Source organism: Streptomyces bikiniensis, assembly GCF_000716625.1.
In the GTDB taxonomy this organism is placed as follows: Bacteria; Actinomycetota; Actinomycetes; order Streptomycetales; family Streptomycetaceae; genus Streptomyces; species Streptomyces bikiniensis.
Genome location: NZ_JNXJ01000025.1, coordinates 66949 through 84560 on the forward strand (window position 1 = coordinate 66949; position 17612 = coordinate 84560).

General features: G+C 70.4%; 18 protein-coding genes and 2 pseudogenes. 6 read left to right on the forward strand and 14 right to left on the reverse strand.

What is annotated here, in order from left to right; all coding sequences use genetic code 11:
- Positions 1-116: 116 nt before the first annotated feature.
- From OO47_RS20695 to OO47_RS20705, 3 genes are all read right to left on the reverse strand, one after another.
- On the reverse strand, positions 117-404 hold the full coding sequence (locus OO47_RS20695) for a hypothetical protein (protein ID WP_030220151.1): 288 nt from the start codon (positions 402-404) through the stop codon (positions 117-119).
- 433 nt (positions 405-837) lie between these two features.
- Complete coding sequence (locus OO47_RS37930; protein ID WP_234323249.1) at positions 838-1008, reverse strand: transposase; 171 nt, start codon at positions 1006-1008, stop codon at positions 838-840.
- A gap of 333 nt (positions 1009-1341) precedes the next feature.
- Positions 1342-1851: a MarR family transcriptional regulator gene (locus tag OO47_RS20705; RefSeq protein WP_030220153.1), complete on the reverse strand. Its 510-nt coding sequence runs from the start codon at positions 1849-1851 to the stop codon at positions 1342-1344.
- Between the two features lie 50 nt (positions 1852-1901).
- Between OO47_RS20705 and OO47_RS20710 the strand changes: the two genes are divergently transcribed.
- Entirely contained in the window at positions 1902-3089 is a 1188-nt protein-coding gene (locus OO47_RS20710) for a PP2C family protein-serine/threonine phosphatase (RefSeq protein ID WP_030220156.1), read from the forward strand.
- A 451-nt stretch (positions 3090-3540) separates the two neighbouring features.
- Here the strand turns inward: OO47_RS20710 and OO47_RS38780 are convergent, their stop codons facing one another.
- On the reverse strand, positions 3541-4227 hold the full coding sequence (locus tag OO47_RS38780) for a helix-turn-helix domain-containing protein (RefSeq protein WP_030220159.1): 687 nt from the start codon (positions 4225-4227) through the stop codon (positions 3541-3543).
- Between the two features lie 181 nt (positions 4228-4408).
- Here OO47_RS38780 and OO47_RS20720 point away from each other — a divergent pair, with 181 nt between their 5' ends.
- Together OO47_RS20720 and OO47_RS20725 are read left to right on the forward strand one after the other, a co-directional pair.
- Positions 4409-5602 carry a cytochrome P450 gene (locus OO47_RS20720; RefSeq protein ID WP_030220163.1) on the forward strand — a complete coding sequence of 398 codons (1194 nt, stop codon included), beginning with the start codon at positions 4409-4411 and terminating at the stop codon, positions 5600-5602.
- On the forward strand, positions 5599-5820 hold the full coding sequence (locus tag OO47_RS20725) for a ferredoxin (RefSeq protein ID WP_030220167.1): 222 nt from the start codon (positions 5599-5601) through the stop codon (positions 5818-5820). Before OO47_RS20720 ends, OO47_RS20725 begins: the two co-directional genes overlap by 4 nt.
- Positions 5821-5869: 49 nt before the next feature.
- Here the strand turns inward: OO47_RS20725 and OO47_RS20730 are convergent, their stop codons facing one another.
- Complete coding sequence (locus OO47_RS20730; RefSeq protein WP_033209771.1) at positions 5870-6382, reverse strand: universal stress protein; 513 nt, start codon at positions 6380-6382, stop codon at positions 5870-5872.
- 289 nt (positions 6383-6671) lie between these two features.
- Between OO47_RS20730 and OO47_RS20735 the strand changes: the two genes are divergently transcribed.
- Together OO47_RS20735 and lysA are read left to right on the forward strand one after the other, a co-directional pair.
- A complete protein-coding gene (locus OO47_RS20735; protein WP_030220172.1) occupies positions 6672-7007 on the forward strand; it encodes an SAV_915 family protein in 336 nt (111 codons plus the stop codon).
- A 10-nt stretch (positions 7008-7017) separates the two neighbouring features.
- Entirely contained in the window at positions 7018-8352 is a 1335-nt protein-coding gene (lysA, locus tag OO47_RS20740; protein WP_030220175.1) for a diaminopimelate decarboxylase, read from the forward strand.
- 209 nt (positions 8353-8561) lie between these two features.
- Here lysA and OO47_RS20745 read toward each other — a convergent pair whose 3' ends face one another.
- From OO47_RS20745 to kdpF (OO47_RS36305), 6 genes and pseudogenes are all read right to left on the reverse strand, one after another.
- The gene (locus tag OO47_RS20745) at positions 8562-9596 is read right to left on the reverse strand and encodes a magnesium and cobalt transport protein CorA (RefSeq protein ID WP_051736399.1); all 1035 of its coding nucleotides are present in this window, start codon (positions 9594-9596) and stop codon (positions 8562-8564) included.
- A 212-nt stretch (positions 9597-9808) separates the two neighbouring features.
- Positions 9809-10099, reverse strand: a pseudogene (locus tag OO47_RS38785) (potassium-transporting ATPase subunit B); the annotation flags it as partial.
- Positions 10100-10723: pseudogene (locus OO47_RS36295) on the reverse strand (potassium-transporting ATPase subunit KdpA); the annotation flags it as partial. It abuts the pseudogene before it with no gap.
- 8 nt (positions 10724-10731) lie between these two features.
- Positions 10732-10821, reverse strand: a complete 90-nt coding sequence (kdpF, locus tag OO47_RS36300) for a K(+)-transporting ATPase subunit F (protein WP_033209774.1) — start codon at positions 10819-10821, stop codon at positions 10732-10734.
- Positions 10818-10955 (reverse strand): hypothetical protein, encoded by a 138-nt coding sequence (locus OO47_RS37340; RefSeq protein WP_167345356.1) that lies wholly within the window; start codon positions 10953-10955, stop codon positions 10818-10820. Before OO47_RS37340 ends, kdpF (OO47_RS36300) begins: the two co-directional genes overlap by 4 nt.
- Before the next feature lie 520 nt (positions 10956-11475).
- Complete coding sequence (gene kdpF / locus OO47_RS36305) at positions 11476-11565, reverse strand: K(+)-transporting ATPase subunit F (RefSeq protein WP_033209776.1); 90 nt, start codon at positions 11563-11565, stop codon at positions 11476-11478.
- A 991-nt stretch (positions 11566-12556) separates the two neighbouring features.
- On the opposite strand from kdpF (OO47_RS36305), the gene OO47_RS20765 reads away from it, so the two are divergent.
- Positions 12557-13102, forward strand: coding sequence for a hypothetical protein (locus OO47_RS20765; RefSeq protein WP_051716272.1), 546 nt, complete (start codon positions 12557-12559; stop codon positions 13100-13102).
- A gap of 287 nt (positions 13103-13389) precedes the next feature.
- On the opposite strand, the gene OO47_RS36930 is transcribed toward OO47_RS20765, so the two are convergent.
- The 3 genes from OO47_RS36930 to OO47_RS20780 all read right to left on the reverse strand — a co-directional run bounded on the left by OO47_RS36930 (position 13390) and on the right by OO47_RS20780 (position 17177).
- On the reverse strand, positions 13390-15372 hold the full coding sequence (locus tag OO47_RS36930; RefSeq protein WP_030220190.1) for an APC family permease: 1983 nt from the start codon (positions 15370-15372) through the stop codon (positions 13390-13392).
- 1096 nt (positions 15373-16468) lie between these two features.
- Positions 16469-16648 (reverse strand): DUF6480 family protein, encoded by a 180-nt coding sequence (locus OO47_RS20775; RefSeq protein ID WP_030220195.1) that lies wholly within the window; start codon positions 16646-16648, stop codon positions 16469-16471.
- A gap of 187 nt (positions 16649-16835) precedes the next feature.
- A complete protein-coding gene (locus tag OO47_RS20780) occupies positions 16836-17177 on the reverse strand; it encodes a DUF6479 family protein (protein ID WP_051716273.1) in 342 nt (113 codons plus the stop codon).
- Positions 17178-17612: the final 435 nt, after the last annotated feature.

A 17612-nucleotide genomic window follows, 5' to 3' on the forward strand; every position in this document is an offset into this window, starting at 1 on the left:
ATCCACTCAACATCTGACAGGTGTGCTCGCGCCACGGAAGAAGGTCCACCGGACCAGACCCCGCCGCGAGAGCGGAGTCCGGAACCACCACCGTCTGCCCCCGAGCCGAACCAGGCTCAGCCGAGACCGCAATGGGCGGCCCACAACGTCCCGGCGCGGCTGGCCGCGTCGACCATCAGAGCCGCCAGTTCCGGTTCGTCAGGTACCGGGAACGAGACGTATGCGCCCCGGCCACCGCCGACTGGTCGGCCGTAGGCTTTCGCGGCGAGGTGGCCGTCCGGGAGAAGCCGGATGTTGAGTGTGGTCAGTTGGAACTCCTCACCACGTCGAGTGTCCGTCCAGCGGAGCTCCTGCGGGATCGTGACGTTGATCGCCAGAGCACTCACTTCCAGGTCGCTGCTCATGGACGGATGCTCTCACGCAGGTCGCACAGGCGGCGGGCGAAGTAGGCGGTTCGATCACGACTCGATACGCGCCCTGGGTTCTGTCGTCGGATGTCACGCCCACATCAGGAGTGGGGGGGAGGGCGACGGCTGCTTCGTAGGACGGGGCGGGCTTGTCGTAGCGGGTGGCGGTGCCACGCCACTGCTCCAGACGGTTGAAGCAGCGTTCCACGGTGTTGCGGCGCTTGCGGACCTCGCGGTCGAAGGTCGGCGGGTGGCCCCCACGGCTGCTGCGCCGGGCCCGGTTGCGGACCCGGTCGGCCCGCTCGGGAATCGTGTGCGGGGTGCCCCGGCGGCGGAACCGGACGCGGATCGCCTTCGCCCGAGCGGCCCGCAGCATGCGGTCGAACACCCCCTCCATCGCCCACCTGCGCAAACACGTATGCAGCATCGTTCACGGACCACAACGCTCGGGCACGTCCCGCCAGGCGGGCCCGGTCCGGAACTTCCACACGATCCCATTCAGAACCCTGCGGTCGTCCAGCCGCTTCCGCCCCCGCGGCGACTCGGGCAGCAACAGCCGGACGAACTCCCACTCGGCATTCGACAGCTCATGGCGACGCATCGCGCTCCTATGATCCACCGACCGCGATCATTTGAAGACACCGCCTAGCGGATCCTCGGGGCCCTCGGGTCGGTGCGGCTGCGCCGACTCTTCGCGTTGCCGCAGCCAGGCGGCCAGGTGCCCGCACGCGGGCCGGCCGTCCCGCTACGGAGAAAGATCACCTTCGTGTGCCCCACACCCGCTCCCACGGAGCCCCTCCCCTATAGTTGCCTTCAGGCAATACTTGTCGTTTGACAAGTATCTGACAGAGGAAGGGATCTGTGACGGAGCGTGAGCCGAAGAGCCGGTCTCGGGAAGGGTGGAAGCATGCGCTCATCGGCGCATCCGACGGCCTCAGGCCGACTCCGAGGCAAGGGCTTCCGGTCCGGTGGGGCCCGGTGCAGCACCCCCTGTCACCGCCCGGATTCCCACCAGTCCCCGCATCAGCATGGTCCGCTCGGTAGTGGTCATCCTGCCCAGCAGCCCGTTCAGGACTTCCTCGCGGCGGGCCCGAAGCGATTCGAGATAGCTCGCGCCCCGGCGTGACAGGCTGAGCTCCAGCGCGCGGCGGTCAGAGGGACTGTGGGTCCGCTCGATGAATCCCACCGCGTGCAGGCGGTCGCACATCCGGCTGACCGAGGGCGGCATGGAGTCGAGCTCCGCGGCGAGCGTCCGCAGGTTCATCACTCCCCCGCGCTCCAGCACATAGAGCACACGGACCTGGGACGACGACAGCGGGGCTGTCGAGACCGCCTCTCCTTGATGCCACAGGACCTCGAGCAGCTCCAGAACATCACGCGCAATACTGGCGACGGATCCCTCCGCACCGTCCTGCCGCAGTGCTTCCTCCGGTCGCCCAGACATGAGAGGAGCTTCCTTTCACATATGCTTTAAAACCAGGTGGTAATCCAACAATGCACAGATTTATCGCAGTCGAACGCGCTCTGCGCTCCGCCGCTCCCGACGCTCTTCTTCAGGTTCTGGAAGAGGGGCTGAGCACACAGTACGGCGCCACCGACGTCACCTTGCTCATGGCCGACTACGCTATGACCATACTGCAACCGGTCGCATCTCTCCCTTACACGACCGAACCGATCCCTGTCCACTCCAGCGCTCCCGGGCAGGCCTTCAACTGGCAGCGGCCCCACACCGAGGCCGGAGGGGAGAACAGCTCCGTGGCCGTGTACCTGCCGGTGAGCGTACGCGGCGACCGCATCGGGGTCCTCGGCCTGCGGCTGCCCTCCTGGCAGGACGGCTCCGACGTCGCCCAGGAGCTGACGCAGATCGCAGAAGTCCTCGGCCACGAGATCATCGTCAGCGAACGCGATACCGATCTCTATCTCCAGGCCCGGCGCGCCGACCGGCTCACACTCGCCGCCGAAATGCAGTGGCAGCTGCTTCCCGGACGTTCCTGCACGCGTCCCGAGTACGAAATCGGTGCGCAGCTTGAACCCGCCTACGCGATCTACGGTGACAATTTCGACTGGTCGACAACCTCTCGGGACCTCACGTTGACCGTGACCAACGGGATGGGCGAAGGCATTGAGGCGGCGCTGCTCACCAACCTCGCGATCAACGCCCTGCGCAACGCCCGGCGGGCCGGCCTGTCCCTGACCGACCAGGCCTACCTCGCCGACCAGGCCATCTACGGACAGCACCGGGGAACCCAGCACCTCGCGGTGTTGCTGCTCCGCTTCGACCTGGCCACCGGCGCCACGGAGATCGTGGACGCCGGTTCACCCAAGATGTGGCGCGTGCGGCGCGGGAAGGTCGAACAGATCGAACTGGAAGCCCAGCTCCCCCTCGGCATGTTCGAAGACACCGTCTACACGGCCGAGCAGTTCCAGACCGAGCGGGGCGACCGCCTCGTCTTCGTCAGCGACGGTGTCTACAACGTCGCCTCACCCGCCGGAGAACGCTACAGCGACCGCGCCCTGGCCCGGGCCCTGACCAGCACCCGGCTCCTGCCCGCCTCCCAGGTCCCCCGCGCCGTCCTGCAAGAACTCACCGGCCACCGCGGCCTGATCGACCCCGACGACGACGCCATGGTCGTCTGCCTGGACTGGCACGGACGGCCCGCCGCCCAGGAGAACGCCTCATAGCTCGGTCTTCGGAGAACCGTCCGGACCCGGCTCCCTGTCGCACATCGCGGCGCCTCCCTGTCCAGGGCGGCGGACCACGTCCTGGCTGACCGGTTGTCACCGGTTCGACCACCGCCACGAACGCCACCCCCGCAACCACCTGGCCTTCCTCGGCCTCGCCGCAGCCGTCTGCCGCTGCAAGCGACTCGTCCGCCTCACCACACAGGACACGGCCCTCCAGGGCATCGACGTCGTCGCGTCCAGAGGCGGGGCGGCAGGCCGGTCATGACCGTCAGCTTGCGCCGGGCCCTGGTACGGGGGCCCCTCGGCACTGGGTGCGGTGCCCTTCTCCGTGGTCGGGGCGGTCATGCGGGCACACCCCTTTCGGACTCACGCCCGCTCGGTGTGAGCCACGGCAGGGACGACTTCCGTTGCTCCCGGCGGGTTCTTACCGAGGAGAGCGGGAGGGTGATCACCGCTCTCGTGCCAGGAGAGCGCGCCGGCGATCGGCCGATTCCCTCATGTCTTCGACGACCCGTTCCAGGAAAGTCCCCGCCCGGAGGAGCCGCTGCCCCACCGGAGAGTCCGAGCCGAGCACTTCGGCCGCCGCCATCGCGGCCCGGGCCGACTCCAGGGTCCGCCACGCGCTGACGGTGATCGAGTGGTACCAGGCTTCGTCGTCGACGACGTAGACGTCGCGCCGCCGCTGCGGATCGCGCTCGCGCCGGACATGTCCGTGCCGGACCAGGAAGCCGGCGGCCACGGAGACGGAGGCAGGGCTGACCTTCAGTCTGCGGACCAACTCGGCCGCAGTACGCGTGCCGTCTTCGGACAGCAGGAGGTCGACGTGCACACGCGCCGTCATCCTCGGCATCCCCGACCCGACCGCCGGCTCGATGATCTCGTCCTTCACCGTGCCGTGCGGGGGTGGATCCGCGTGGGGGTGTGCCGGTGCGGTGCCCCGCCGCGCCCGCTCGACCGTGGCCCGGTGCGCCTGCTGGGACCGGTACCCGCCAGGCCCGCCGTTGCGTGACACTTCCCGGCTGATGGTCGAGGTCGGGCGCTCGGGCCTGCGGGCGGTCTCGACGCAAGAGAGGCCGTCGGCACGTCCGGTCGCGATGTGCCGGTGCTCCTGCTGGGTCAACCGTCCTCCCGGCATACCGCCAGTATTGCCTTCGCCGCCAACCATTGCAACGCATCGTTGCATTCAGACGCACATCATTGCACCAACTTAGCCACTTTAACTTGCCAATACGCCGCCTAGCCGTTGACGTAACCCTGAATGCAACGTAGCTTTCAAACAATCCGAAACATGCCATAGCGCGAGACGAGGAACGGCCATGAGCGAATCCGTCCACACCGTCACCACCTTGCCGACGGGCCGCCGTGCCGGCTGCCCCTTCGACCCGCCTGCCGAGTTGCTCGACGCCCACCGACACGGCCCCATCAGCGGCTACACCCACCCCGGCGGAAAACCCGGTTGGCTGATCACGGGGTACGACATGATGCGGTCGGTCCTGGCCGATCCCCGGTTCAGCTCGCGCAAGGACCTCATGAACGTCGTCGACTTCGAGCTCCCTCCGGCACCGCCCGGCGAGTTCCTGCTGATGGACGACCCGGAGCACAGCCGCTACCGGAAGCCGCTGGTGGGCAGGTTCACCGTGCGGCGGATGCGGATGCTCACCGAGCGGATCGAGCAGATCACCGCCGACCGTCTGGACGCCATGGAGGCGGCCGGGCCGCCGACCGACCTGGTGACCGCGTTCGCCAAACCCATCCCCACCATCGTGATCTGCGAGATCCTCGGCGTGCCCTACGAGGACCGGGCGTCCTTCCAGGAACAGATCGACGCCTTCATGGGCGGGGAGGTCAGCGACGAGGAACTGGTCGCGGCCTACACCGCGACCCAGGAATACCTCGCACAATTGGTGGCCGCCAAGCGCGCCCACCCCACCGACGACATCCTCAGCGAACTCACCGACAGCGACCTGACCGACGAGGAGTTGAGGGGAGTCAGCCTGATCCTCCTCGCGGCCGGATTCGACACCACTGCGAACATGCTGTCCCTCGGCACCTTCGCGCTGCTCCAGCACCCGGAGCAACTCGCCGCGCTGCGCGCCGACCCCGCACTCACCGACGGGGCCGTGGAGGAACTGCTGCGCTATCTGAGCGTTGCCAAGACCTTCCACCGGACGGCGCTGGAAGACGTCGAGCTGGGAGGCCGGACCATCAAGGCCGGCACGACCGTCGTCCTTTCGTACAACACCGCCAACCGCGACCCCGAGCGCTTCACCGACCCCCATGCGCTCGACATCCGGCGCCGGGCCACCGGACACCTGGCCTTCGGCCACGGCATCCACCAGTGCCTCGGTCAGCAGCTCGCCCGTGTCGAAATGCGGGTCGCGTTCCGCGCGTTGATCGACCGGTTCCCCACTCTGCGCCTGGCCGTACCGGCCGCCGAGGTCGCCCTGCGCCCGGAGACGGCGGACATCTTCGGCGTCAAGAGCCTCCCGGTCGCATGGGACGCGAAATGAGCACGCCGCACCTGAGCGTCGACCGCGAGCGCTGCATAGGTGCCGGGATGTGCGCCATGACCGCTCCCGACGTCTTCGACCAGGATCCGGACGACGGCCTCGTCATCCTGCTGCGTCCCGAACCGGCCGCCGCCCACGGCGCAGCCGCGCAGATGGCCGTCGGCCTGTGTCCCGCCGGGGCGATCACCCTCCACGAGCCGGAAGCCGGCAGTTCCTGACCTCCGGGGCAACCGCCTGCGGACCGCGCCGTACGAGCCGGCACGGATCTCACGCGGAGAGCTCTCCCAGGTCCAGAGGCCTTCTCCAGAAGTTGCGGCGGTGGACTGCCTCAAGTTCGGTCTGGAGTGGGGACGGGGGCACCACCAGCACGGGGCAGGCCGCGTGAGCGAGGCAGTGCCGTGCCACCGAGGGACGGACGAGGCGGCGAAACGCGGTACGCGGCCCCGTACCGACCACGAGGAGGTCTTCCGGGCCACGCGCGATGCTCACGAGGGCGGCGCCCGGAGTGCCGTGCGCCGTGAGGCCCGCGAGGGGGACACCGGGTCCCGCCGTGCCGAAGGCCGTGTCGAAGATGTCCCTCAGCCGCTCGACGGCCGCAGCCCGGTGTTCCGCCAGGGCGGAAGGCAGGCGGCCGTTTCGGCTTCCGAGTTCGCCGCCGGGCGGCTGCCAGGCGAGGACGGCCCACAGTTCCGCGTCGCGCACGCGGGCCTCCGCCGCCGCCCTGTGCAGCGCGGTCATGCCCCCCGGGGTTTCCGTTACGCCGACCACGACTCTCCGCACGACCTGTGTCCCCTTCTCGTATCGTGGTTCGTATGAAAGGGCTTCGCCGATGGTTCGGCAGGGTCCTTGACGCTTCTCTCACTCCGCGGCCGCCGGTCATGACGAATCCCTGATGCCGGGCGGCGCCGTCCGTCAGTGACGTATATGGACCGGGCCGGTCGCCGTATGGGATCCGTCATGGGCCGTCCCCGGGCGGGGAGGTCCGGGGATAGCTTCGTCGCCGTGCCCCGGAACGCCTCCCCGCGTCCGGGGCCCCACCCGTCCCTCACGGTTCCCTCAGGAGAGCCCCATGTGTCTGTTCCAGTACGACGACGATCCGGAGCCCGAGGAACCGGTCCCGGCCGGACTCCTCCACGTGCCCGTCCGGCCGGGAACGACAGAGGTGGTGCTGCGCATGTTCCGCACCCCTCTGGGCGAGCGCACCGCCGTCGGATTCACCCGTCCCGACCTGCTGGTCTCCGTCCTGGGCCCGGAGCAGCCCTGGATCCGGCTCTCCAAGTCGGCACTGCGCGCCCTGACCTCGCCCCTCGGCGCGTGCCGGCTGACGATCGACCCGACGCTCACCGCCTCCGCGGTCACCCGCCTGACGGCGGACACCGCCGGGATCGCGGCCCGTGCCTGGTGAGGAGGTTCCGATGACAACCGAGATCGTTCCCGAACTCTCCACCGGCACGGAGGACCTGTCCGTGTGGCCCGCGTCCACGCGGCTCCTCCCGCGCGGCGACCTGGCCGTCGGCCGGGTGTCACTGGCGGAGGTGGCCGAGCGCTTCGGTACCCCCGTCTACGTCCTCGACGAGGGTGAGGTGCGCGAACGCTGCCGGATCTACCGGGACGCCTTCCCCGACGCCGACGTGCTGTACGCGGCCAAGGCGTTCCTGTCCCGCGGGGTGGCCGGCTGGGTGCGGGAGGAGGGCCTCGGCCTGGACGCGTGCTCCGCCGGGGAGCTGGAGCTCGCCGTCACGGCCGGCTTCCCGCCGGAGCGCGTCGTGCTGCACGGCAACGCGAAGTCGCCCCGCGACCTGGAGGTGGCCCTGCGGCTCGGCGTGGGGCGGATCGTCATCGACGGTCCGTCGGAGATCGCCCGGATCGCGGCCGCGGTCGCCCCGGGCGAGCGGCAGAAGGTCATGGTGCGCGTGGTGCCGGGCGTCTCGGCCGGCGGTCACGACAAGATCCGCACCGGTACGGACGGCCAGAAGTTCGGCCTGTCCCTCACAGATGGTTCGGCGCAGTACGCCGTGGCGCGGATCCTGGACCAGCCCGGGCTCGAACTGACCGGCTTGCACTGCCACATAGGCTCCCAGATCACCGAGACGGAGCCCTACCTGGTGGCCCTGCGCCGCATGGTCGGCCTGATGGCCCGCATCCGTGACGCGCACGGTGTCACCCTGCCCGAGCTGGACATGGGCGGCGGCCACGGCATCGCCTACCGGCCCGGCGAGCCCTCCCTCGACCTCACCTCCTTCGCCCGGCGGCTGCGCGCGGAGCTCGTCGACGGCTGTGCCGCCGCCCGGCTGACCGTCCCCCGGCTCGCCGTCGAGCCCGGCCGGGCCGTGGTCGGGCCGGCCGGGATCGCCCTGTACCGGGTGCTGGCCGTCAAGGACACCGGCGGAAAGGTGTTCGTCGCGGTGGACGGCGGCATGGGCGACAATCCGCGGCCCGCCCTGTACGGCGCGCGCTACGCACCCCATCTGGTAGGGCGCCGTTCGACTGCCGCACTCCGTGCGATCACCGTGGTGGGCCGGCACTGCGAGGCCGGTGACGTCCTCGCGGCCGACGCGGAACTGCCCGGTGACATCCGGCCCGGCGACCTGCTCGCCGTACCGGTGGCCGGTGCCTACCACCTGTCCATGGCCTCCGGCTACAACCTCGTCGGCCGCCCCGCCGTCGTGGCGGTTCACGACGGCACGGCCCGGGTGCTGGTCCGCCGCGAGACGCTGGACGACTTCCGCGGCAGGGACATCGGGGAGTGAGGTCGCCTCCCCGGCCCCGCCCGTGGAAGGGGCCGGGGCGACGGGGTGCGCGCCGTCTCACCGGGGGGCGGCCCTCTCGATCGCCCCGTCTGCCGTCCTCGCGTCGATCAGGGACACCCACTCCGAGGGGCGGCCTGCCGGCGTCCCTGTCCCTTCCTTGACGAGACCCGTGCCGTCGGCACCGGCCGGAACCGCTTCGGCGGCTCCGGTCAGAGCCATTTGTTGCGGCGTAGGGCGCGGTAGACGGCCGTGCACGCGGTGATCATGACCAGCCAGACGGCTGGGTAGCCGTAGGGGGAGGTGAGTTCGGGCATGTGCTCGAAGTTCATGCCGTAGATGCCGACGATCATGGTGGGGACGGCGATGAGCGCGGCCCAGGCACTGATGCGGCGCATGTCGGCGTTCTGCTGGACGCCGAGTTGGGCGATGCTGGCGGTGAGCATGCCGGTGATCAGTTCGTCGAAGGACAGGATCTGTTCGATGACGCGTTGGTGGTGGTCGGTGACGTCTCGGAAGTAGGTGGCCACCTTCGGTGGGATCCCCGGTACGTTGCTGTCGCTCAGGCGCTGCAGGGAGCCGGTGAGGGGCATGACGGCACGTTTGAACTCCAGCAGTTCGCGCTTGAGCTGGTAGATGCGTGCGGCGTCGACGGGGGTGTCGGGAGAGAAGACCTCGGCTTCCAGGGTGTCGACGTCGCCGGCGAAGGCGTCGGCGACGTCGATGTAACGGTCGACGACCATGTCGGCCACCGCGTGCAGGACGGCCGCGGGACCGCAGCCCAGCTGCAGGGGGTCTTCCTGGAGCAGACGGCGCACCCCTTCCAGCGGAGGCGCGCTGCCGTGGCGGACGGTGATCGCGTAGCCGGGGCCGGCGAAGACCATGATCTCGCCGGTGTCGACGATCTCGCTGGTCGCGGTGACCTTCTCGTGGTCGACGTAGACGATCGTCTTCAGCACCAGGAACAGCATGTCGCCGTAGCGCTCCAGTTTGGGACGCTGGTGGGCGTGGACGGCGTCCTCCACCGCCAGGGGGTGCAGGCCGAACGCGTCGGCCACCTCCTGCAGCTGCTCCGCGGTGGGCTCGTACAAGCCGATCCACGCGAACCGTCCGGCCTGCGGGTCTATCCGCTTCGTGATCGCGTCCAGACCCACCTGCCCGGGGATCCGGCAGCCGTCCTCGTACAGGGCGCAGTCCACCACCGAGGGAGGCAGAGCCCCCTCCTTCTTGCCGTTCTGCTGTGTCACTGGCCCCTCGTTCCGTTCGTTCCCGTATCGAGGGGCAACCTACCCACCTGGTGGACGCCCGACTTCCGTGGCGGACGCTCGAGGTCCGCCGTCGAGGCCGGCCGAGGAGGTACCCCCCCCTCGAACCCCACATCGCCTCCGGTCGAAGCCGGTGCCCGTCATCGGCCTCGTGTCACCCTCCCCGTGAAGGTGTCCGGGAGCGACGGGCGAGGGTCACCTGCCGTGCGGAGGCCGAGCACCGTGGTCGAGCCGCCTCCGGGGGTGTCCTCGATGGTCACCGTGCCGCCCGTCGCCTCGACCGCACGGCCCGACATCGTGAGGACGTTCCGCTGGACCAACCGGTCCATGCCCGCGATGCCGATCGCGGAGAGCAGGGCGCCGATGGTGGTCGGGATGAAGCAGACCAGGAGGGCCGTCAGGACGATCAGGGAGGTCTGCTCGTCGGCACCGGCGTAGATCGCGAAGGGCTTGAGGGTCACCACCGCGAGCAGGAACACGATCGTGCCGGTGAACTGCCCGACCGCGTGGATGCCGGAGAAGTTCTGGATCGCGCCGCGGGCGACGAGCACGAGCGCACCGATGACGGAGATCGGCAGCAGGATCCGGACCGTGCCCCGGACCGGATCGGCCCAGAAGTTGCCCAGCTCACCGGTGCGGGAGCGGGCGAAGCCACGCACCAGGGCGACGGCCACCGCCATGCCGACGGCCGCCGACACGAAGTTCTGCACCGCGAGGCCGCCGGTCTGCACGACGTGGCTCATGGCCTGTTCGCCTTAGTACGACCGCCAGTCGGTGTTGGCCACGAAGGACGCGGCCGTGTTGAACGCGTGGTCCGGGCCGATCGACACGGAGCCGAGCGAACCGGGCAGCGACCCCTGCACCCGCTGGAGCAGGTACGGGAACAGGACGCTCACCGCGGAGAAGGCGAGAACTCCGCGCAGGCACGCCGGCCAGCGCGTCTCCACCGACGGGTTCGCACCGATCGCCCGGTAGATCCGCTTCTCGGGCCGGTAGTGCTTCTCCGGGGAGTACACCTTCGCCATGTGGTCGCCCAGCGGCCGGCAGGACAGGCCGAGGGCGACGACCAGCGCCAGAAGCTGGAGCACGCCGGCAAGAACAGGACTCATCTCTTGGCTCAGAACCTCTCCGGTTCGAGGAGGGCGAGGACGAGATAGCCCAGGAGGGCGACGGCGACGAACAGACCGACGACGTTCTCGACAGTCACAGCTTCGCCACCCCCTCGGCGATGAACGCCACCGGCGCGAAGACCGCGACCGTGGTGACGACGAAGGCCAGGTCGGCCATCGTGAGCTCCTGCTGAAGAAGGAAAGCGGATTCTCGGACGAGATGAGAAAACATCCTTTTGCGCCGCCCACCGTCTTCGTTGACACCCCCCTTACGCCCTTGGCACCCCTTTTGACGCGTCCTCTACGTGGGACTACGGGCGCGTGGTGGCCCTCCCCCTACAACGGCCGGAAGCGGTACGGACTCGCCGGTGGACGTCTCGGCCACGTCCTGGACCGCCCGCTCGCTGTCGTCCGGGCGGGCTGCGACGCACGGCGGGGCAAGGGCTGCTGCTGATTCGGCACGCTTCACCCCCCCGGTGTCGGCGGCCCTCCGTAACGGACCCGCACGGTTGGCACCCGAGGGGGCTCCTGGTACTCCTCGGCGTGCGGAACCGGCCACGGCAGTACCTCCCGGCGCCGGCGCTCCGTCCGTGTTCACGGGACGGCCCTCGCTCCGGGACGTCCGGGTCCCGTGCCGGGCACGCGGTCCGCGCACGGCCTCAGCGTTCGGCGCGTACGGGAGTGCCGTGGACGGGACCCTCCGCGCGGGGCAGAGAGACCAGGAGGACCAGGGCCTCGACGCCCGGCGCCGGTCAGAACTTCTCCGGGTTGATCAGTGCGGCCACCAGGTAGCCGACGATGCCGAGGGCGACGATGAGACCGACCACGTTCTCGATGGTCACGCAGGATCGACTCCCTTTGCAGAAGGGCGGATGACGGAGTGCGGTCGTCCTCCCCTCATCGAAACGGGGGTGGCGCGGCCGCTCGTCCACTGTGACGCCACCCCGTCGGGCGAACCGTGAACACTGACGGAGCCTTGACAGGTTCCGTACGGGCGGATCACACGATCGGACGAGTCCGGCCGGAGAACGCGGTTTCCGGAGACGCGGGGGCGGGGCTCGTCACGGACACGTCCGGTACGCACCGGATCTGCGGTCGCCTCCCGTCCCCCCAACCCGGAACGTCCTTGCGTCGTACGGGCCTCGTCAGAACCCGCGCTTCACCGCCAGCAGTGCCCCGGGCGACTGGATTCGTCCTGGGTGGCTCAGCGGCCCGAGGACGCCAGTGGTTCGACCGTCCCGGGCCGTGCAGGGGCGCGGGCCCGTCTTGCCGTCCGATACCCGCCTCCGCCCTGCGGCTCCGCCGTCCGTCCGCAGCCGTGCGGCCGGTGTGCCGGCGCGGGTACCGCGCGGGGTGATCGTCCGGCGCCTGCGCGACCGGGGCGGACCGACACTCGCCGCCCCACCAGGCCCCGGCCGGATCGGCTCCACCTGGGGCGCCCCCGTGCCGCTCGTCCGGTTCGGGCGTGGCTGGGCCGCCTTCGGCAGGAGCGGGGGGATGACGGTGGTCCGTACCCGGTTCACCGGAAGCCGGTACGGGGAGGTGGTCTGCACCACCGGCCCCGGAGAGCGGCGACAGCGCCTGAGCCCGGTCTGGCCTCGCCGGGCTGCCGCCGGCATCGCCGCACGGGGGCGCACCGCGACCTGGAGCGGCTCGCGCGACGACCGCGCGGGTCCCTCCTCGCCTGGACCGGTGGTTTCCGGCCGGTCCGCGAGCACGTGGGCCGGCCGACGGCTCCCTTCCCGTCAGCGGCGCGTCAAATCTTTCCGCCGCCGCGTAAACAACGCGTAGCCCTACCCGGTTCCTCCGTCCCGAACGTCTAGCGTCAGCGCCATGCAGCCCCCGCTTCCCGCTCCCCGCCCCGCACCCGGCCCCGTCGACGAGGTACTGCACGACACCGGCTGGGCAGGCGAGGCCCGTTACGCCCTGGCGTGCGCGGGATCACTGCTCGGGGTGTCGCTGGGCGTCGACGCCTGCGCGCACGAGCCGACCCTGCTCGGCACAGCGGGGTGGATCGCCCTGGCCGCAGCCCTGCTGGTGGTCCTGCTGCCCGCACGGGTGGGAGTCGCACCGGGCCTGCTCGTGGTCCGGGGACCGTGGCTCACCAGGACGGTCCGCATCGACCGGCTCGTCTCGGTCTCGTGGCCGCAGGGCACCTCCCGGCGTCTGATCCTGCGGGACGACGAGGGATCGCGGGCCGAGGTCGACCTCCGGGTCCTCCTCGCCAACCCGGGGTTGTGGTTGCGGATCGAGACGGGCGCCCGCACCTCCCGTCAGCGCGGCACCCTGACCCACGGCACCACCGACCTCGCCTGCCTCTCCCTACGTCTCCACGCGGAGACGACGCGCTGCATCCTCAAGGTCTCCGGCCTGCAGTAGCCCTTCCGATGCGTCCGGCACGAACGCGGCGAGGACGGCCGGGACATGCGCCCCGAACCGGCCTCCTCCGGTACCGGCACCCGTCCGGGCACGGGTGTGCACACGAAGGACCGTGGCACCGGCCGCACGCGACGACCCGCAGGACGCCGACGACGCCGCCGGTCGGAGCGACGGAAGCCGGGGGCGGGGGCCGCTTCCCGGGAAGGCGTCGCGTGCCGGGCCGGCGGCATCGCCGGTCGTCCACCCGGAGTGCTTTCGCGGGGTGTGCCGGCCGCACCGGTCACGGGTCAGCCGCCGACGTGGATGCCGGGGCGGCGGTCGGGGTCGGGTTCGTGTCGGCGGATGATCTCGCGGGTGACGGGTGCGGTGTCGCCGCGGCCCAGGAGGAAGTAGCGGAACATGTGCTTCAGGGGGCTTCCCTCGGCCCAGGCGAAGTAGCAGTGGGGTTTGACGCCGGTGGTGTCGCGCAGGGCGAGGAGGACCGCGGCGATGGCGTTGGGGGCCGCCGGGGCCTGGGCGCGCAGGATCCGGTGCCCGTCCACCTCGACGCCGTGGACGGTGAGGACCTCGCTGAAGTCGGAGGGGTCGACCACGTCGATCTCCAGGAACAGGACGTCGGCCCGGCCCGGGACCGGGTTGGTGCCACGCTGTTCGCGTTCCTTGTCGCGGTACTCGGCGCCGTCGCCGGCCTGGCGGCGGTTGGCGATGATGTTGATGGCGTCGTCGTGGGCCAGGGTGTCGGTGAGGAACCTCCGGGCGTCTTCGTCGAAGACGAGGCGGTCGGCGCGCAGCTCGGTGGTGCGCGTGACGCGGGAGATCAGCGAGACGACGACGATGCCGGCGATGAAGAAGCCGGAGATGGTGATGCCGTCGGGCTTGTCGATGATGTTGTAGACCAGCGCGTACAGCAGGACCAGGGTCAGGAGCGCGAAACCGGCGGCGGCCGGCCGGCGGCCGGAGCGTGCCACGGAGACGGTGACGGCGAAGGCGCCTGAGACCATCATGGCCAGGATGCCGGTGGCGTACGCGCCGGCCTGGGCGTCGACGTCGGCGTCGAAGGCGATGGTGATGAGGACGCACAGGGCGGTGTAGACGAGGACCACGGGGCGTACCGCGCGTCCCCATTCGGGGGCCATGCCGTAGCCGGGGAGGTAGCGGGGGACGATGTTGATCAGTCCGGCCATGGCCGAGGCGCCGGCGAACCACAGGATGAGGATGGTGCTGATGTCGTAGACGGTGCCGAACGCCTCCCCGACGTGCTCGTGCGCGAGCCAGGCCAGGGCCCGGCCGTTCGCCGCGCCACCGGGCTCGAACTCCTCGTGGGGGATGAGGACGGTGGTCACGAAACTGGAGGCCAGCAGGTAGACGCTCATGATCAGCGCGGCGGCGGTCAGCAGCAGACGGGTGTTGCGGATCCGCGACCGCAGCCGCTGCTCGTCGTCGGCGCCGTCGGCCGCCACCAGGGGCATCATGCTCACCCCGGTCTCGAACCCGGACAGACCGAGCACGAGCAGCGGGAAGGCGAGGAGCGCCGGTGCCATCAGGTCTCCGAATCCGCCTCCCCCCTCGACGAGGGCGTCGGTCCAGGCGGAGAACGCGCCCGGGGTGGTGAACACGTGCGCCAGGCCGACGACGATCACGACCGCGTTCAGCAGCAGGAAGACGGCGACCAGCGGGATGGCGACGCTGACGGCCTCGCTGAAGCCGAGGAGGAAGACCCCGCCGAGGACCAGGAGCAGCACTACGGTGAGGGCGACTTCGTGGCCGTGCAGGGCCTCGGGGAAGAAGGGGTTCTCCACCACGTGCACCGACGCGTCCGCCGTCGACAGGGTGATCGTGATGATCCACGACGTGGCCACGAAACCGAGCAGGACCAGCACGAACAGCTTGCCCCACCAGAAGGGCAGCAGGTCCTCCAGCATGGCCACGGACCCGGCGCCGTGCGGACTCTCCTTGGCCACCCGCCGGTACATCGGCAGCATGCCCACCAGCGTCAGCGCCACGATCAGCAGCGTTGCCAGGGGCGAGACGGCCCCTGCGGCGAGGGCGGCGATGGCCGGTACGTAGGCGAGACTGGAGAAGTAGTCGACCCCGGTCAGGCACATCACCTTCCACCAGGCGTGCGGCTCGCCGTGCCCCTCTCCGGCCGCCGGTCCCACGGGCTGCACCCGGTGGCGCAGCATCCACCGCGCCAGGCGCCCGGTCGGTTCCGGCCGCAGCGCGGGACTGTCCACCACCTCGGGCACGGCCAGGCCCTTCGTGTCCTTCATGTCTCCCATCGACTTCCCTCGTTCCTGCCCGCAGGCCTGACCGCCGCCGCACACGCGGTGACGCGAGCACCGAGTATGCGGCCTCCCGGCAACACACCCCGTCTGCCCCGAACACGCCGGTAACGCCTCGTGCGAGAGTGTCGAGAAGCGCCCGGAGACGGTTTCACCGCCGGGAGGGAACGGGAACCGGCGGCACCGCGGCGTGTCCGGAACTCTTTGTTCCGGCGCCCGCCAGGCCTTGCCCGCCAGGATCATCATGTCGCCTCGGAAGCACGACAGCCGACCGGGCCCCTCCTTGGTCGGAATCGCCAACATGCAGCTCCACCTGCGCTGTTGTACGGGCAGGCGTTACGGGCGCCGGATCAGATCGACCAGGACAGCGGCGATGAACAACCACACGCCGACCCCTATCACCCAGAGGGACCCCACGGCGCCTCCCCACGCGATCAGACACGCGCCGGCCACGGCCAGCGCATACGCGATCCACCGAGCACGGCGATCGGAACCCCAGAAATCAGCCACGCCGGAAGCCTCTCGCCGCCCCTTCCCCACAGCCTGCGGCAAGGCGATTCCTATTACGTTCTTAACACCCGCATCCGGCCGTTCAGCAGGTGCTCGGCACCGTCCACCCAACGGATGCGGGCCGGCGTTCCGGCGCGGGTCGCCGGTACGCGTTCGGGCCGACGTCACGCACCACGTTCCCAGACCTTGTTCTACGTAGTGGGGCGATCGTCGCATTCGCCATGGGGTCCGGCCGGATACCCACCGCACAGTGCCGGACCCGCCGGTGGCACAGCAGACCGCGCCGGGCACGCCTGAGGGGCACCACGGGCGACTCCGACGAAGTCGTTGCCGACAGCTCAGGCAAGGGACCGGTCACCGTCACCGTCCTCGCAGGCGACAAAGCCTTTCAGGCGGTCGACCAAGATCCGCGGGAGCGAACGCGGCCTTCGCCGGGCCCCTGGCGGCACCGGACGCCGGACCGCTTCCATGAATCCGCCCGGCCCCTTCGACCGGTGCAGGGCCGGCAGCGGCCGGTCCGTGCTGGCGTGCTGCGTCCGGGCCCCGGCCGGTGTCCCGGAGCCCCCACGCGGAGTCAGAGGTCGATGATCCGGAGTGCGAAGAAGAGCGCCACGGAGAGCGAGCCGAGGAGGATGAGGGACACCCAGATCATGGGGTGTTCCCAGATGCCCCCGTCGGGCCGCTCGGGATGGGCGGACGAGATCGAACCCTCGACGGGCGGGGTCTCCTCGGGGGGTACGAGCGATTCGGCCATGACCTCTCCTCCGATCGGCGAGGCGAATGCGTTGCCGTCTTCACCGTCGCTCGACGGAGGGAGGGGCACCAGCCGCGTCGTTCTTGCGTCGAAACGCGACGCCAGAGGCACGGGGCACGTGGCGGACGCTCGTCGCACCCGGGCCTTCGTCACGGTCGGTCCGGTCCTGCCGGGCCTCCGCGACCGCTCACCACTTGCGCCGCTCCTCGGCCGGCGGCTCGGGCGACGTCTCGGTGCGGCCGCCCAGGAGCTGGTGCGGCCTGAGCCTGCGCGTCGCGTCCGCGAACGGCGCCCGGACGGGGTGCCGGTACTCCGACGTCCTGCCGGGCCGCCGGTCGGTCGCGGGACGGCGCGGCTGGGAGGCGGGGTCGGGGGGCGGAAGCTCCTCGTCCCTGATCCTCGCGCCGAGAAGGAAAGCGCCGATGATCACGGCGACGACGACGAGTCCGACCGACGCCTGGGCCAGTCCCGTCTGCCAGACGGCGGCGGCGTTCGTGAAGGGCGCGGAGCCCGACGCGCATACGCTCATGTCACGTCCCTGTGGTCGGGAGGAGGGAGCCGCCGGATGTGCAACCGGCGGTCGCCGTTCCTCCTGCGGTCGACACTTGAAAGTGCCGCTTCCAGGACTTTTCGAACGATATGCCCCTCTCGGATGCACGACGTCACGGCGCAGTCGCGCACGGTTCCCGGCCGCCTCCCCCGGTGCGCGTGACACCGGGCCCCGACCCGCGAGGACGACGGAGGAACCGAAGCGCCGTCCGCGCACGAGGCCGGGCCGCGCGTCGTCCCGCGTCCCCGCATCCGGGGAGCCCCGCACGCGGAAGAAGGGGAAACCGCACCACGACGTTTTCGGAGATCCCCTTTCCCATGTCCGATCAGCACGATCCCGCCCCGTACGACGCCCTGCTGCTGCTCTCCTTCGGCGGTCCCGAGGGCCCGGACGACGTGGTCCCGTTCCTGGAGA